The 16,315-nt window shown below is 38.7% G+C and carries 22 protein-coding genes and 1 pseudogene; 19 read left to right on the forward strand and 4 right to left on the reverse strand.

The features are described 5' to 3' along the window. Positions 1-43 precede the first annotated feature (43 nt). From N667_RS0112220 to N667_RS19160, 4 genes are all read left to right on the forward strand, one after another. Complete coding sequence (locus tag N667_RS0112220; protein WP_027409838.1) at positions 44-484, forward strand: hypothetical protein; 441 nt, start codon at positions 44-46, stop codon at positions 482-484. Positions 485-509: 25 nt separating this feature from the next. Beyond that, positions 510-998, forward strand: a complete 489-nt coding sequence (locus N667_RS0112225) for a hypothetical protein (RefSeq protein WP_027409839.1) — start codon at positions 510-512, stop codon at positions 996-998. Positions 999-1,081: 83 nt separating this feature from the next. After that, complete coding sequence (locus tag N667_RS0112230) at positions 1,082-1,417, forward strand: antibiotic biosynthesis monooxygenase family protein (RefSeq protein ID WP_027409840.1); 336 nt, start codon at positions 1,082-1,084, stop codon at positions 1,415-1,417. A 49-nt stretch (positions 1,418-1,466) separates the two neighbouring features. Then, positions 1,467-2,555, forward strand: a complete 1,089-nt coding sequence (locus tag N667_RS19160; protein ID WP_051530047.1) for a hypothetical protein — start codon at positions 1,467-1,469, stop codon at positions 2,553-2,555. 109 nt (positions 2,556-2,664) lie between these two features. Here N667_RS19160 and N667_RS0112240 read toward each other — a convergent pair whose 3' ends face one another. Beyond that, positions 2,665-3,258 (reverse strand): CBO0543 family protein, encoded by a 594-nt coding sequence (locus N667_RS0112240; RefSeq protein ID WP_232223968.1) that lies wholly within the window; start codon positions 3,256-3,258, stop codon positions 2,665-2,667. A gap of 292 nt (positions 3,259-3,550) precedes the next feature. On the opposite strand from N667_RS0112240, the gene N667_RS0112245 reads away from it, so the two are divergent. The 10 genes from N667_RS0112245 (at position 3,551) to N667_RS0112290 (ending at position 8,861) form a co-directional block, all read left to right on the forward strand. After that, entirely contained in the window at positions 3,551-3,784 is a 234-nt protein-coding gene (locus N667_RS0112245; RefSeq protein WP_027409842.1) for a glutaredoxin family protein, read from the forward strand. A 180-nt stretch (positions 3,785-3,964) separates the two neighbouring features. After that, positions 3,965-4,225, forward strand: a complete 261-nt coding sequence (locus tag N667_RS0112250; RefSeq protein WP_027409843.1) for a metal-sensitive transcriptional regulator — start codon at positions 3,965-3,967, stop codon at positions 4,223-4,225. Positions 4,226-4,325: 100 nt separating this feature from the next. Continuing rightward, complete coding sequence (locus N667_RS0112255; protein ID WP_027409844.1) at positions 4,326-4,553, forward strand: sulfurtransferase TusA family protein; 228 nt, start codon at positions 4,326-4,328, stop codon at positions 4,551-4,553. Positions 4,554-4,606: 53 nt separating this feature from the next. Beyond that, positions 4,607-5,089, forward strand: coding sequence for a DsrE/DsrF/DrsH-like family protein (locus N667_RS0112260; RefSeq protein WP_027409845.1), 483 nt, complete (start codon positions 4,607-4,609; stop codon positions 5,087-5,089). 10 nt (positions 5,090-5,099) lie between these two features. Beyond that, positions 5,100-5,465 carry a rhodanese-like domain-containing protein gene (locus N667_RS0112265; RefSeq protein WP_027409846.1) on the forward strand — a complete coding sequence of 122 codons (366 nt, stop codon included), beginning with the start codon at positions 5,100-5,102 and terminating at the stop codon, positions 5,463-5,465. 14 nt (positions 5,466-5,479) lie between these two features. Then, positions 5,480-5,776: a rhodanese-like domain-containing protein gene (locus tag N667_RS0112270; RefSeq protein ID WP_027409847.1), complete on the forward strand. Its 297-nt coding sequence runs from the start codon at positions 5,480-5,482 to the stop codon at positions 5,774-5,776. 19 nt (positions 5,777-5,795) lie between these two features. Beyond that, a complete protein-coding gene (locus N667_RS0112275; RefSeq protein WP_027409848.1) occupies positions 5,796-6,365 on the forward strand; it encodes a sulfurtransferase TusA family protein in 570 nt (189 codons plus the stop codon). Positions 6,366-6,423: 58 nt separating this feature from the next. Beyond that, entirely contained in the window at positions 6,424-7,545 is a 1,122-nt protein-coding gene (locus tag N667_RS0112280; protein ID WP_035098895.1) for an MBL fold metallo-hydrolase, read from the forward strand. A 73-nt stretch (positions 7,546-7,618) separates the two neighbouring features. After that, positions 7,619-8,401, forward strand: a complete 783-nt coding sequence (locus tag N667_RS0112285; RefSeq protein ID WP_027409850.1) for a sulfite exporter TauE/SafE family protein — start codon at positions 7,619-7,621, stop codon at positions 8,399-8,401. Positions 8,402-8,480: 79 nt separating this feature from the next. After that, on the forward strand, positions 8,481-8,861 hold the full coding sequence (locus tag N667_RS0112290; RefSeq protein WP_027409851.1) for a VOC family protein: 381 nt from the start codon (positions 8,481-8,483) through the stop codon (positions 8,859-8,861). A 27-nt stretch (positions 8,862-8,888) separates the two neighbouring features. On the opposite strand, the gene N667_RS0112295 is transcribed toward N667_RS0112290, so the two are convergent. Next, a complete protein-coding gene (locus tag N667_RS0112295; protein WP_027409852.1) occupies positions 8,889-9,449 on the reverse strand; it encodes a glutathione peroxidase in 561 nt (186 codons plus the stop codon). A gap of 148 nt (positions 9,450-9,597) precedes the next feature. Here N667_RS0112295 and N667_RS0112300 point away from each other — a divergent pair, with 148 nt between their 5' ends. After that, positions 9,598-10,458, forward strand: a complete 861-nt coding sequence (locus N667_RS0112300) for a VOC family protein (RefSeq protein ID WP_027409853.1) — start codon at positions 9,598-9,600, stop codon at positions 10,456-10,458. Between the two features lie 695 nt (positions 10,459-11,153). Here the strand turns inward: N667_RS0112300 and N667_RS19510 are convergent. Further along, positions 11,154-11,544: pseudogene (locus tag N667_RS19510) on the reverse strand (transposase); the annotation flags it as partial. Positions 11,545-11,743: 199 nt separating this feature from the next. On the opposite strand from N667_RS19510, the gene N667_RS18710 reads away from it, so the two are divergent. Beyond that, entirely contained in the window at positions 11,744-12,277 is a 534-nt protein-coding gene (locus N667_RS18710) for a hypothetical protein (protein ID WP_051530048.1), read from the forward strand. Between the two features lie 285 nt (positions 12,278-12,562). Here the strand turns inward: N667_RS18710 and N667_RS0112310 are convergent, their stop codons facing one another. Further along, positions 12,563-13,102, reverse strand: a complete 540-nt coding sequence (locus N667_RS0112310) for a TlpA family protein disulfide reductase (RefSeq protein ID WP_027409854.1) — start codon at positions 13,100-13,102, stop codon at positions 12,563-12,565. A 117-nt stretch (positions 13,103-13,219) separates the two neighbouring features. On the opposite strand from N667_RS0112310, the gene N667_RS0112315 reads away from it, so the two are divergent. From N667_RS0112315 to N667_RS0112325, 3 genes are read left to right on the forward strand one after another with little or no spacing between them, the layout of a single operon-like run. After that, complete coding sequence (locus tag N667_RS0112315; protein WP_027409855.1) at positions 13,220-14,989, forward strand: ABC transporter ATP-binding protein; 1,770 nt, start codon at positions 13,220-13,222, stop codon at positions 14,987-14,989. Positions 14,990-15,003: 14 nt separating this feature from the next. After that, positions 15,004-15,531: a MauE/DoxX family redox-associated membrane protein gene (locus N667_RS20410; protein WP_409978189.1), complete on the forward strand. Its 528-nt coding sequence runs from the start codon at positions 15,004-15,006 to the stop codon at positions 15,529-15,531. A gap of 15 nt (positions 15,532-15,546) precedes the next feature. Beyond that, positions 15,547-16,095: a TlpA family protein disulfide reductase gene (locus tag N667_RS0112325; protein WP_027409857.1), complete on the forward strand. Its 549-nt coding sequence runs from the start codon at positions 15,547-15,549 to the stop codon at positions 16,093-16,095. The last annotated feature ends 220 nt before the right edge of the window (positions 16,096-16,315 follow it).

Genomic DNA, 16,315 nt, shown 5'->3' on the forward strand with positions numbered 1-16,315 from the left:
AATTGAGATGAAAGCGTTTTGTTATACTTGCGGGAGGGATGGGATGAAAAAATGGCTATTCGCTATTCTGTTATTGAGCGTTTTTGGTTTCGGCTATTGGATTATTAAAGAGTCTAAGCCTCCTGCGCCTCGGATTACAGTGGGAGCTACAAACATTCCTACAGCACAAGGCACCTACTGTTGGACAGGTTTGTTTAACGGTATGTGTGTCGATATGAGTTCACCTATTGATATCATTCGCCACGAACGACTCCAACCCGTTGTGGTTTCTCCAGGGGCCGAATTGCGCATCGGCTTTCGGCGTGAACCGATCAAAGGAACGCTGGGGGTTCGTCAATGGATGAGAGAGGATGAAGCAGAAGACGTGAACTTAGTTGGAAATATGTTTAAAGCCCCTGAAACAAAGGGAATTTATATTTACGATGTATATGCAAGCTGGGAAAAAGGCGACGCGAGCCACGTTTTTGTGATTCAAGTAAAATAAACTATGGATGAGGAGGAGAGATTTCATGAAAAAATTGTTTTTAGCATTGGCCGTGTTCGCATTATTAAGCGGCTGCCAAGAAAAAGTGGAAGTTGTCAAACACAGCGATGCAAAAGCGGTTGAACAAACGAAAAACAAAGCGCAGCGCCCATGGAAAGAAAGCCCATTGTTTCAGTCGGGAAGCTATACGATGCTCGGCGAAAACGGGCGACTCGGCTTTATTTATGACGACAGTGAAACGATGAAGTTTTACCCGAACAAACCGCAAAAATATATGTGGCATTTTTGGGGAAAAGACGAAGAATTTGATGGCGACTTGAAAGTGATGGCAACGCACGAGAAGGATGGCAAGCAAGTGACGGTTCTAAAAGGAGTGCCGTTTGCGGGCCCCCATAACGGAGCGGATCGCCATGTTCCTTCTACTATGTCTTTGCCTGAAAGCGGCATGTGGCGATTAGATGCGTATATCGGCGACAAGCTGTTTGGCAGCGTGTATATCAAAGTGTATGAATAAAACCGCTAGCATGGTCGTGCCGGCGGTTTTCGTGTTTTGATAAAATAAGCTATGAGGAAATGATAGATGAAAGGGGCTGTACCATGGGCAACATTGCAAGAACGCCGAATCCTCCGTACTATGCGGTGATTTTTACTTCAGAGCGAACAGAAGGAGACAACGGATACGGAGAAATGGCGAAGGAAATGGTTCAATTAGCTTCCGAACAGCCAGGATTTTTAGGAGCCGAAAGCGTTCGGGATCAAAACGGAGTCGGAATTACCGTTTCTTATTGGGACTCGCTTGAAGCGATTAAAAATTGGAAAGAGCATGCGCGACACCAACTTGCGCAAGAAAAAGGAAAAAAGGAGTGGTATAAGAGATTTTCGACAAGAATTTGTAAAGTGGAGCACGATTATTTTTTTGAGAGGGAATCATGATGCATAATAAGAATAGCCGCTAAAAACTTATGAAACGAAGGTATACTATATGTTCCAAAGCTTCTATCTTCTGAAACCGAGAGTCACCAAATCCGATATTTTTTATAAAGTGTATGTGATGGAGGAGGCAATTTATTTTTTTAAAATCGCCGGCCAACTGTATAATTGGAATGCATATGAAAAACAACTTCCATTGCTGCTTGAAATTTTATGTTGGAAGTGGTTTAAAAAGGCTGAAAAAAAGCGGGCTTTGTTAGAGTCGGAATACGATTACAAAGTAAAGCATCAACAAATTAATAATTTGATGCGAAAAAAGCCGAACTTTTTCATTCGCATAGAGGAAATCAAAGAAATAACGATTCAAGGAGAAGCGACAATCCACACAGGTTTTGCCGACAACGGCACGGTCGTTTTGACCTTAGCCAACGGGGAAAGACATAAATTTATTATTCCGAAAAGTGTTGCGCGCGCTGCGATCGAAACAGCTTTAAAAGACATGCATCCGCAATTGCCTGTTCGCGTTTCGCAAGGAATGTTAGCGGGGGAAGATGATGAAGCGATCGATCCAGCCGTGAAAAGATCGCTTCGAAAACGAATCAAAGCGCTGCTGTTCGGAGGATACGAGCCATTTCTGGACGTGAATGAGAAACTCACGTTATGGGGGAAAACATTGAATATTCTTTGGCTTCTTTTATTGATGGTTTCGATCATAGCGTCGTACTTTTCCGTTTATTTGTTAAGAAGTATACCGGTGATCATATTAGGGATTGTCGGAATCGCCATTATATTTCGGAAAGAGTTTGGCAAGCAGCGGTATGTTCAATTCGTAATCGCCATCTTGATTATGTCAGTGTTTCGTGAATGGACTGATTTTCCATTTTATTTACAACGTGATTATAAAGTAGCCGAAGGGATTCCAAGTACGCTGGAATTCCACTCTCCTCGGCGAAGAGCAAGCTATTGGGAAGTGGTAATAGACAACAAAGAATTTGTGATACAGCAAAATCTGAATGAGAAGCTCGCTGGTCGCTGGTTTGTCATTCATTATTTGCCGTACTCAAAATTTGTTTTGAAATATAGCGTCTTGACAAAGAATGAAACCGAGAAAAAAGCGCAAAGGATGCAAGAGCAACACTAGTTTAGCGGTATACGAACAAAAATGGGGCTTAGGGTGTGCAGTGACAAAAATAGTCACCGTCTCGAAGGTGAATCTGGTGCTTTCGAGAAGGTGACTATCCTTGTTCAGTTTACAGCAATGTTCCAACATATACTCCCGCTAAGAAAATGCTTAAAATTAATATAAAATGAAGCAACAACCACGCCCAATTTCCGTAGCGGAACGCTTTTATGTGAATCGGTTTTCTTAAGTGGGGAGGAATGAGTCGGCCGCCGACATATTCAAAAATAAGGAGATAAATCCACCAGGCGGCGTACGAATCGAATGTATCCCAAAACTTTTCGTACTGAATAATTTTCGTATATTCCTCAAGCAGTTTTTCCGCGGTGACGCCGAGATGGACCATTCCCCAATAAAACGGTATTTTCCACGCCCATCTTCTTGGACTGTATCGAACTCCTAGTAAAACGTAGTAAGGGAAGGTTGTTAATAAGGCGGTAAATGGAATTGTTAGAGCGCCGTTTAAAGGAGTGACGGGAAATTTATAAAAATCGAGGGCTAAAAACAATATGCATACAATATTGGCCGACACTCCGCTAATTAAGTAAAGAAGTCCATATTTCCGCCAATCTAGTTTAATGATAAAATAAGAGCCGAAAATACTTCCTACAATGGCAACAGCCGTTACTATATATTCTAGTTCGTGCCGGATCAGCAAAGACACTTTATATCCTCACCTTATCAATGTAAAAATGAAGCATTATTATCTATTCCCTATAAAAAATAAGCAGTTTGATATACATAACTATTATTTGCGAATCAAAATGTGGTTATTCCTTTTTATGTAAAATAACGAGAAAATGAACCTCTACCACCTACACTTCGTCAAGAGATGGGAGACTTCTCGGTAGATATATTAAAAATATGACATTAATTAACATCTTTTTTACAAATACTAAGTATTGAAGTGTGCAATGGCGTTGGTAGGAAAGGGTATATAAAATGGAGGGAAATTTATGAATCATGTCACTGTATATACGACAACGACATGTTCTTACTGTGTCAAGCTAAAAAATTTTTTACGAGAGCAAGGGATTCCATTTACTGAAGTGAATGTACAGCGCGACCGGGCCGCAGCAAGAAAGCTCGTAGCGAAAACAAACCATATGGGCGTTCCGCAGACAGAAATTAACGGCCAATGGGTGTTCGGGTTTGATCCTGACGCGATTATGTCGCTTATTAAACAATAAAACGAGACAGAACAACATCTGATGTCGTGTAATTGGGTTGGAATAACGGGGGCAAACAGTCGTCTATATACCTAATATAGTATATAATTGAAGGTATACATGCTATAATGTAGAGTAAGCAACGTTGCTTGGATAGATGCGATAATCATGACCGCTGAAACGGTAAAAGAGGTGTATGAAATGGAATATAATAAAGAAATTAAAAACCGTCTTAAGCGAATTGAGGGGCAAGTAAAAGGAATCATTGCCATGATGGAACAAGGCAAAGACTGCAAAAGCGTTGTTTCCCAACTGGCTGCGGCTAGAAATGCGATCGATCGAGCGATGGCTGTTATCGTAAGTACAAATTTAGAGCATTGCATTAGAGAAAACATTGAAAAAGGGGAACAAACAGAACAACTGGTAAAGGAGGCAGTCGAGCTTTTAGTGAAAAGCCGTTAAAACAAGCCAGCGTCAACTCTTAAAGTAAGGGTTGACAATTTTTTTGTATTTTAATAATATACATATACAGGTATATGTAATAAAACAAGGAGGTGTATTCATGAATATTGCTAAAATTGTTGATGCGAAAGGATTATCATGCCCAATGCCGCTTGTAAAAACAAAAAAGGCGATTGACGGGCTTGCTTCAGGTCAAGTGTTGGAAGTGCAAACAACCGACAAAGGTGCGAAAAGCGATTTATCCGCATGGGCACAAGCCAGTGGCCATAAGTTAATCGACATGAAAGAGGGAAACGGCGTCTTTACGTTTTGGATTGAAAAAGCCTAAATTTTTTTATTAATAAATATACCTATACGGGTATATAGAAAGGAGGCAGCTTAATGTCCAGAGGAAAGAAGAAAACAACCATCATTTTATTCAGCGGGGATTACGACAAGGCGATGGCGGCCTACATTATTGCCAACGGCGCGGCGGCGTATGACCATGAAGTGACGATTTTCCATACGTTTTGGGGTCTTAACGCCCTAAGAAAAGAAGAACATGTGCCTGTACAAAAAGGATTTTTAGAAAAAATGTTTGCGAAAATGATGCCGCGCGGGGCGGATAAAATGGGGCTTTCGCGAATGAACTTCGCGGGAGTCGGTCCGAAACTGATTAAGCATGTAATCGAAAAGCATAACGCCATGCCACTTCCAGACCTCATTGAGATGGCGAAAGAACAAGGAGTCAAACTTGTCGCCTGTCAGATGACGGTCGATTTGTTGGGGCTCAAACAAGAAGAATTGATTGATGGCATTGAATTTGCTGGAGTGGCGGCCTACTTGGCGGATGCTTCAGAAGGTAATGTGAACTTGTTTATATAAGGTGAGTGTTATGACTGGAACCATTGTTAACGTATTGCTGTTTCTGCTCATCGGGTGGCTTCTTGCTGGACGCCTTCTCCCAGCCAAAGGTGTGTGGATGATTACAACAAATGAATTGAAAAAAGAATTAGGAAAAAGAAATGTACAATATATAGATGTTCGAACACCAATGGAATTTAATGCGAATCATATTCGCGGGTTTAAAAATATCCCGCTTTACGAACTGAAAAAGCGGATTCATGAATTATCCAAAGACAAGGAAATTATTGTGATTTGCCAAAGCGGTATGAGAAGCACGAAAGCAGGCAAGTTATTGAAAAAACTCGGATTTAAACAAGTTACAAACGTCGTAGGCGGCATGAGCGCTTGGATGTAACGGAGGGAAGAATGATGAAAGAAATCACGGCAAAAGAAGTGGAGCAGCTGCTTCATGGCGAGCATCGCCTCGGCATCATTGATGTGCGCGAAGTAGAGGAAGTGAAAGCGGGAATGATTCCGGGGGCGGTGAACATTCCGCTAAGCCTTCTTGAATTCCGCATGAATGAATTGCCAAAAGACAAAGAATACATTGTTGTTTGCAGCTCAGGGGGAAGAAGCGCACGAGCAGTGCAATTTTTAGAAAGCTACGGATACAATGTGACGAATATGACAGGCGGCATGTTGGCGTGGGAAGGTCCTGTCGATTAAGTGAAGGAGGAAAGAAAAAATGATTCAAGCAAATATGACAGTTGATGCAAAAGGACTTTCATGTCCGATGCCGATTGTAAGAACAAAAAAGGCGATCAATGAATTGCAACCAGGGCAAGTGTTAGAAGTCGAGGCGACCGATAAAGGGTCGAAAGCCGACATTAAAGCGTGGGCGGAAAGCACAGGACATCAATACCTCGGAACGATTGAAGAGGGGAACGTGTTAAAACATTACATTCGCAAAGCAAGTGAAAACGAGGCAAAAGAAGAGCTGGAATTTCCAAACGTCGTCTCGAATGAGGAACTGCTCATAAAGTTAAATGAAGCAGGTGTCATGATTTTAGATGTTCGTGAACAAGCAGAGTATGCATTTGGACATATTCCAGGGGCGATTTCGATTCCGCTCGGCGAATTGGAACAACGGATGGAGGAGTTATCAAAAGAACATCATATTTACGTTGTGTGCCGCACAGGCAGCCGCAGCGATTTGGCGGCACGGAAGTTGGCGGAACAAGGATTTGCGAATGTGTGGAACGTGATGCCGGGCATGTCGCAATGGACCGGGCCACTGCAAAAAGAGTTGCCTTAAGTGAAGGGGTTTTTCTGGATTTTAAAATACTAATGGGGGTATAGTCGCTGTGAAACAAATGACAGTCAAAGAGTTAACAAGCAAAGTGTTAAACAAAGAAAGCGTTTTTATCTTTGATGTGCGCAATGAAAGCGATTTTCACGATTGGAAAATTGAAGGGGAAAATTTCGAATACTTAAATGTGCCATATTTCGAACTAATCGATGGAATTGAGGCGGTAGCCGATCGTATGCCGAAAGACAAAGATGTAGTCGTTGTTTGCGCCAAAGGTGGTTCAGCCACGTTTGTCGCCGAGCAGCTTGAGGAAGCCGGCTTCGGCAATGTCTATACGCTTGTTGATGGCATGAAAGCATGGAGCGAGCACCTTCACAAAGCAAAAGTATATGAAGACGAAAAAATGAAGGTATATCAATTCATCCGCATCGGAAAAGGCTGCTTATCCTATATGGTGATTTCAGGGAATGAAGCGCTTGTTGTGGATCCTTCTCGCTTTGTCGATGTGTATGAGAATGTCGCGAATGAAGAAGGCGTCAAAATTACGCATATCGTCGACTCGCACTTGCATGCGGACCATATTTCTGGAGGAAGGGAGTTGGCAAAGCATACAAGAGCAAAATACTATCTCATGAAGAGCGAAGGGGCGGTGTATGACTTTGAACCGCTAGAAGCGCACGATACCATCGAGTTTGAACGAGTTCAATTAGAAGTATTGGCGGTAAAAACACCGGGCCATACGCCGGGAAGCGTCTCCTTCTTTGTAAACAACCAGCTTCTTTTCTCAGGTGATACCATTTTCGTCGGCGGCTTAGGACGTCCGGACTTAGGCGGAAAAGCAGCGGAGTGGGCGGTCGATTTATACAATACGGTGTATGAGAAAGTTGCGGCGATCGCCGACGATGTCATCGTGTTGCCAGGGCACTATGCAAGTTTAGATGACGAAATGAACAACGAAGGTTATATCGGCGACACACTTGGCAACATCCGCGCCCGCAACGAAATGATGCAAAATAAATCGCAAGAAGAATTTATCGAAATGGTCGTCCAAAACGCCAACAGTGAAACTCCTCCAAACTTTGAAGATATTGTGGCCATTAACCGCGGCTTAAAAACCGCAGACGCGGAGCAAAAGCAAGAACTCGAAATCGGACCGAACCGTTGTGCACTTCATCATACGCATTAAAAATAAAAACAGCGAATCAGGGGGGGACGCATAATGCCCCCCTCGGTTTTTCACCAAAGGGGGATTTTATAACATGGAAGTCACACTTAATTATATCATCGTCATTTTTCTCATCGGCTTTATCGGTTCTTTTATTTCCGGAATGGTCGGAATTGGCGGTTCGATTATTAAATATCCGATGTTGCTTTATCTTCCGCCGTTATTTGGCCTTGCGGCGTTTAGCGCACACCAAGTGGCCGGTGTGAGCGCGGTGCAAGTATTTTTCGCGACAATCGGCGGCGTCTGGGCGTACCGAAAGGGCGGCTATCTTAATAAAAAACTCATTCTTTATATGGGGATTAGTATTTTAGCTGGTAGTTTCATTGGCGGATATGGATCGAAACTAATGACAGAATCAAGCATTAATCTTATTTACGGCATTCTTGCTGCATTAGCAGCGATTATGATGTTCGTTCCGAAAAAAGGTATTGATGATATTCCGCTAGATAAGGTAACGTTCAATCAATGGCTTGCTGCGATTCTTGCATTTGTCGTCGGTGTCGGTTCGGGAATCGTTGGCGCGGCTGGTGCGTTTCTTTTAGTGCCGATTATGCTTGTTGTGCTCAAAATCCCAACGAGAATGACGATCGCTTCTTCGCTGGCGATTACGTTCATCTCTTCGATTGGATCAACGTTTGGCAAAATCGCAACAGGCCAAGTCCAGTTTGTTCCGGCGTTAATCATGGTGGTGGCAAGTATTCTCGCCTCTCCGCTAGGAGCAAAGGCGGGACAAAAAATGAATACGAAAGTGCTCCAAGTCATTTTAGCTATCTTAATTTTAGCGACAGCTATTAAAATTTGGGTCGACATTTTATAAAAAAAGGTGTTTACGCCTGCTTTTTTTCTGGTAAAACAGGAATATATGTTCTTATTTACGCTAGATGGGGAGGATGTTAATGATTCAACGCATTGCGACAGTCGCGCTTTATGTTGAGGATCAACAAAAAGCAAAACAGTTTTGGACGGAAAAAGTCGGGTTTGAAGTGGTGGCGGAACACCCAATGGGGTCGAACGCGTTTTGGCTCGAAGTAGCTCCAAAAGGTGCACAAACCGCTCTTGTTCTTTATCCAAAAGCGATGATGAACGACTGGGACAAAAAGAAGCCTTCTATCGTTTTTGAGTGCGATAATGTCATGAGCACATATGAAACAATGAAAGCGAACGGGGTCGAATTTTTAGCAGAGCCGCAACAAATGCCGTGGGGCACATTTGTACAATTCAAAGACGAAGATGGAAACGAATTTGTGCTAAAAGAAGCAGCACAACAGCCTGCCTAAGTGAAGGCAGGCTTTGTCCGTTTTCTATTACAGCGTTTTTGGCGCAAGCAATTCTGCGATATCGTTTTCAAAGTCCAACGGCGTTTCGTGCGGCTCATATCGCCGAATAACGCGGTCGTTGGCATCAATTAAAAACTTTGTAAAATTCCATTTAATTTCATCTCCAGCGAGCCACTCCGGCGCTTTGTCCAAAATCATCAATTTTAGCAATTTTGCCATTGAATTCGTTTCATCGAACCCTTGAAACGGCGCTTGTTGCTTTAGGTATTGGAACAGCGGGTGCGCATGCGGTCCGTTCACGTCCATTTTAGCGAAAATCGGAAACGTCACACCATAATTCAATTGGCAAAAGGAGACGGCTTCTTCGTTGCTGCCCGGCTCTTGCTCGCCAAATTGATTGCAAGGAAAACCGAGAATTTCCAAGCCGTTTGGTTGATATTTTTCGTACAGTTTTTGTAAATCTTGAAATTGCGGCGTGAAACGGCATTGGCTGGCCGTGTTCACAATCAAAAGTGTTTTTCCTTTATAATTGGACAGTGAAATGCTCTCTCCGTTTGCTTTTTTTACGTCAAATTGATAAATCGACATTTTTATCACCTACATTTTCTATTATTTTATATTAATTATTATTTAATATTTATGATAAAATGTAAAATTATTTGCTCGAAACACTTGCGAATTTATCTTGAAATAAAATATCATGAAATAAAAACAAATAAAAAAGGAGCATGTATTCATGAAATATCAAATTCATCCGCAAGCGGAAATTGGCCATATTCATTTGATTGTGACAAAGCTCGATCGTTCGCTTCGTTTTTATACGGAGGTCATAGGGTTTCAAGTGTTAGAGCAAGAAGAAAAGAGGGCGGTGTTAACGACCGATGGAACAACGCCGCTTGTTGTGCTTGAAGAAAAGGAGGAGGCGGTGAGAAAGCCGCCTCGGACAACCGGGTTGTATCATTTTGCGATTTTAGTTCCCGATCGCGCAAGCCTCGCCCGGGCGCTTCTCCATCTATTGCAAACACGCTATCCGCTTCACGGTGCTTCCGACCATCAATTTAGCGAAGCGGTGTATTTGGCTGATCCGGATGGAAACGGCATTGAAATTTATGCTGACAGACCGAGAGACGAGTGGGAGAAGACGGAACGCGGCGAGTATAAAGGGACGACTGTGCCTCTTGATGTAGAGGGATTGTTGGCGGAGGCAGGCGGCGTTCCTTGGATGGGTCTTCCGGCGGAAACGAAAATCGGCCATGTCCATTTGCATGTGGCGGATCTTCAAGAAGCGGAGAAGTTTTACCATCAAGGGTTAGGGTTTGAAATCGCCATTCGAATGGGGAACCATGCGCTGTTTGTAGGAGCGGGCGGGTACCATCACCATATTGGCCTTAACACATGGGCTGGGGTCGGCGCGCCACAGCCGCCGGATAACGCTGTCGGTTTGCATATGTTTTCCATCAACCTACCGAATGAAGAAGAATTGGCGAAAATCATTGAGCGATTGGAAGGGATTGGCGTATCAGTCAAGTGCCAAGAAAAAGCAGTGGTTGCAGTCGATCAATCAGGCCACCGCATTCAGCTCAAAGTGAAGGAATAACTACTCTTTTAACAAGTTTCCCACCTCTCAGCGAAGTGTAGGTGGGAGACTTCATGAAGTTGTGATATCTGAATAGATGCCGCATTTTTCAACCTCAGCCAACAATCATTCAAGTCATTTACCAGTCCACTTATCCGAATCTAATGAGTCAAATCATGAAGAAGCTTTCTCTCTTCGCACATCGTATGACTTGTTTCAACGAATTCACGATACCAAATAAAGACAAGCAATATCGTTCCATTCATCGTTTTGGATATTTTGAGTGAACGCCAATCGTGAGTAATGGGCGAATGAAACCGACGTTGTGCAATTCATTGGCGAAGACGTGTCCATTTCTTTAGTGATGATGCGATGGTACGCCTTTGAATCCGTTGTATGAAACCACTATTCATAAAAGCGTTTCGTCATTTCTTATGCAAACGTATCATCGAGGAAATATTCCATTCAACGTATTTTGGGAGACACAGTGAGTAGGTTGCTGTATAGGATTTGCATAAAAGAAACAAGTGAAGCTCTGCAAATGGTGAAGCAGGTAGCCATGACCGCAGCGGAGTGAAATAAATTCAATTTTGTCTAACTGAACCGTTGTACATGTTATCCTATACGATTCGGTCTAAGCGTGGTATAAAATTTGTCTATATTCTACACGACACAGGTGCGAAATATAATTTTTTACTCGTGGTGCTAGTTGAATCCTAACGCTCAACTAGCCCAAGCGTGACAAGTGAATACACCAACAAGATGCCATCGAGTGCTACCTCAAACCCAACAATCGAATGGGCACGAATGTCTGTGATACGATACGGGTCGACGAGGACAGAGAACACCGTTTCCACCACTTTACGTTTTTGTTGGAGCCATTTCTCCCATGATTCAGATGGGCGGAGTTTCTGATTTTTGCGAGATGGAGTTCAAAAGGCGATTTGGTATTCTTCATACAACTTTTTTTGCCATTCACTACTGATGAATCCTTTGTCCCCCAAGTTATAGGGGTGAGGAACTTGAGTCATGGCGATTTCCGCTGCGGTTCGATCGTGGCACGTGACAGGATGCTTCCGTTACCCCATATCCCATAGGGAGCCCTTGAAGTGCTCTTGCATGTGAATTCTCCTTTTCAATGTTTAATCGCACTTTCATTTTAAGGAGATCCTCATGCAAGGGCTATTTTTATGCTTGTCTGATTTTATCTAGCACCACGGGTATAGTTTTTATAAAATTTATCTCATATGGTATTTATTTATAATATATGGTATAATTTTTTAAAAAATAAAAAGAGGTGAAAAAAATGAAAAAAGTCATTTATTGTCTAATTTTTTCACTATTTTGTGTATTCCCTTTTACAGCATTGGCAGCTGGTAATCAAGAGATGACTGGGGCTGTTAATGAACAATTCAAAAAAAGTCTTACCTATTACAAAGATCATTCAGCGCAAATACTTGATAGTATAACCACGTCTACTGAAGTTGGGGAAGGGGGGGCAAAGCAAGTTAAAAACATTAAAGTAGTATTGGCGGAAGGAAAAGAAGTTAGAGATAGCATTTTCTACTTTGACACAAAACAAATTTACTATTATGACTTAGATGCGCAAAAAATTATTGATGCTGGAACGGTCCAAAAAAATACAGAAATAAAAAAATTTGAGAAAAAATACAAAAACGAAGTTGGTAAAGACATTAATCCTTTCTCACTCCTTATTTTTATGATTGCGCTCTTTTCTACCATCATTCTCCCTCTAATTTTTGCAGCTTTATCCAATAAGAACTCTTCGTCATACAAATTGCAGTTAGAGCAAGTTAGTGTCGGGACATACAAAAATTAAAACAATAAGCTGGCGGGGAACGCCAGCTTATTGTTTTATGTGGAAGAAGAGATTCTCTTATTTTTAAATTAGCAACCGCAATTACAGAGTTGTACAGAAGAGCACTGTTCACCAGTTCTTGAATCTTTATATACCCCTAAAGTTGCTTGGAATCCATAAGTGGCACAACGGTTATCTGTACTGCACCATTTGTAAAAATAAGTAGATGTGCAAGGAACATAATTAGGAGAAATTAATCCGAATAAAAACTTACTCATTAATAATCCTTCCTTTCCTCGTAGAAATTTAACTATTAATTAGAAGAGAATCTCTTCTTAAAAACAACAGATCTAATTCGTAAACATCTGGGGTTATAAACTCGATTTTTCCTTGTTGATTTAAAATGATGAAAGCGGGATAGTAAGGGATTTGAAATTCATCAATTAAGTCGTTGTTGTATTGAAAAACCGATAAATGAGGATCTACTAAATCTAAATATTCGATTAACTTATCACTGCTTTCGTTAATTAAAATTTGTAAAGAAACTTTTAGATTTCTGTAAGTGAGAATATTCCAAAATTCTTCGAAGTGTTCTATACAGTGTGGACAGTTGCTGTTTAAAATTACAACAATATTTAAATATTTAGGATGGATTTCAAAAAAAGCTGTTTCCCCTTTTTTTCCTTTTAATTGATAACCAACTAAATTCTTGGAATAATTAATTTTTTTATAATTCAATATCGGTGCTGAATTTTTTGAATCCATGTTTGTGATAGTTTGTAAAGCTCTCAATGAATACGAAATAGACAAAATAAGAAATAAAATATAGGATATTACATTTAACAAAACTCTCCCCTCACATTAAAAGAAATATAATTTGATTTTTTTTATATTTCTGATAATATATTAGTAAATATATACATTAATGTCAATATGAAATAAAGGAGGTTTTATTTATATTTTATGACATTAAATTATATATTTAATGCTTATTGGTATAAATGTAGATTTAACCTAATAATATTGATTTTATTGAATTTTATTAATTCTATGATTCCTATAGTTAGCATTTATCTATTTCAAAAGCTTATAAGTGAAATTATGACCTTTATACAAAATCCTAATTCAGCAAGAGCGTTAATGGTTATTTTTAGTTTGCAAATTATAAGCAATATAATCCCTTTTGTCTTCAATCACCTTCTAAACATTAATAATCAGATTATTGAAAATAAAATATCTCTTGAAACGACTTCATTGATTCTAAAGAAAGTAAAGAACTTAGATTATCTCAATTTTGAAAGCCCTTCCTTTTACGATAGTTTTCAAAGAGTTTCAAGTAACACAAACAATATCGTTGAATCAGTAAATCACTTAATACTTCTTATTAGTCATATAATCAGCGCTATATCAGTATTAGCATACTTGCTAACTATTAACTGGATAATTGTTTTTATAATTGCTTTGGGTGTTATACCTTATACTTTGATGTCTATAAAATTTAACGAAAAAAACTTTAATTTGATTAATCGGCTCATGCCGATAACTAGAAAAGAACAGTATTTTGTAAATTTGTTGATTAATCGAGGCACTTTAAAAGAGATTATGCTGTTTAATGCTTTTGATTTTTTAAAAAGTAAATGGAAAAAAGAGTTTTTAGTACTATCAGAAAAGAAACTGAATTTTATAAAAAACAAATCTAAAATGCTGTTTTCTACAGAACTAATAATTTTATTAACCTTTAGTCTAGCTGGTTTGGTGATTATTTCTGATTTTAAAAATTCAAACATGGCAGCAGATTTAGTTGCTGCTATCCAATCTATACAACTTTTTCAGACAAGTTTAAATAACATTGCCAAAAGTTATTCTGATTTTAAAGGGACTTTAATTTTTATTGAGGACTATATGAATTTTATACGTATAAATAATCTGGCAAATAGTAGAGAATTAACAAAGATAGAAAAGCTATATAGTTTGGAAATAAGAAATCTTTATTTCAAGTATCCAAATAATCATTTAGAAACATTAAAAGGAATAAGTTTTAAGATTAATAATGGCAAGAAAATAGCTATAGTAGGCGATAACGGAAGTGGTAAAACAACACTTATAAAGTGCATAACAGGATTATATTTAAATGAAAATTTACCTATTTTTATAAATGGAATTCCGATTAAAGACATAGATATCGAGAGTTTGCGAGAACGAATGTCTGTTTTATTCCAAGATTTTATATCCTATGAATTAACAGTAAGGGAAAATATCGGTATAAGTAGAATTGGTGATATGGATGACAATACTAAACTTCAAAACGTAGCTAAAAAAGTTAATTTATTAGAGGTAATTAATGGATTAAATAATCAGTTTGACTCTCTACTTGGTAGGTACTTTGAAGGTGGAAACGAACTGTCGGGGGGACAATGGCAAAAAATAGCTCTAGGTAGAGCTCTATTTCGAGAAAGTGACTTAATAATTTTAGATGAACCTACAGCAGCTCTTGACCCTATATCGGAAAAAGAAATTTTGGAAGAAATATTAAATGAATGTGAAAAGTCTATCATTATAGTTACTCACAGGTTAGGGATTGCCAGCCTAGCGGACGAAATTTTAGTTATGAAAAATGGACAAGTTGTCGAAAGAGGTACTCACGATGAACTTCTTTCTATTAACGGGGAATATAAAAAAATGTACGATTCTCAAGCACATTGGTATAGCTTCCAGAGAGGAGTGCTAAGATGAATTTTAATGACTCTATGTTTGCGGATTTTTTATTAACCTTGATCCTATTAGTTTTTTTATATTCCTTAATAAGTAAGATTATTCATAAAAGTAAGTACAAACATATATTGAGGAATTATGGTATTAAAAATAATAACCTGATAAAAATTGTCTACTTTTTTATAGTGTTAAGTGAGGGGTTCATTACGATCTCATTATTTTTGTCAGGCGTCACTATTTATAGTTTGGTAACTATATCTTTGCTACTCACTATCTTTTCAGTATTTGTATTGATTAACCTTTTTAAGGGGAACAAAAACTTTTCGTGTGGATGTGGTGGGATTTTAGAAAATGAAAGACTCTCTTACTGGATGGTGCTAAGAAATGTAGTAATTATTTTGATTGCTTTAATTTTCTTTAAAACTAAACACTCCGTTAACTACCTTACAGTTCAAAATTTGGTATTATTTTTCATTGGAAATATATTTTTAATATATATTCAAATTTTAAAAGAACTAAAAAAAATAAATGAAATCATGCGTTTTATTTTTAAGTATATATAGAAAGGATGGTTATTTATGCTCTCAAATACTCTGCTTTTTTTAGTGCTATTGTTATTGCTTTTTCAATCATATATAATTTATTCTATTATTAAACTTGTGAGAACTTTCTTAGCTGAAATTAGAGCAGTAAAAGGAATTCAATTTGGAAGCCTACAGAATGGGGATAAGGCGCCACTCTTTAGAACTTTAGATTATAGGGGTAGAAAAATTATCTTAAAAGAAATATTAAAGCAAAAAAAAGCCTTATTATTATTTATTAGTAGTACATGCCCAACATGTAAAAGGGTGTTGAAAGAGTTAAACACCATTGGAAATCAAAGTAGCTTTAGAATCCTGTTAATAAACAATGATGAAAGTAATAATGATGAATATATTTTAGAAAACATTAATGAATCAATACTATATATTAAAGCCCCATATCTTTTCAATACATATAAAATTAATATTACACCTTATTTATATTTGATAAATCAATCAGAAGAAATTGAGATTAGTATGGAAATTAAGAATGTCAAGGAGTTACGTCCTATCCTAATTAATGAAAATTTCAAAGCAACTATATAAAAGTCAAAAATATTAATCGGTAAACCAAAATGGTTTTATTTACTTTTTTTGTTATATATTAGTAAAGGGGCAAAAGTCTCTACAAATGGGAAGTCTCTGCTTCCCTATTGCCTCCTTTACTTATTTTGTAGTATACTTACTTGAACATAGAGGTATACAGCTTCTGTCTCGTTTTTTGGTTTTCACAGAAAATGTTTGCGCTATGGCATAGAAGATCTAG

Source organism: Anoxybacillus tepidamans PS2 (assembly GCF_000620165.1).
Lineage (GTDB): Bacteria > Bacillota > Bacilli > Bacillales > Anoxybacillaceae > Anoxybacteroides > Anoxybacteroides tepidamans_A.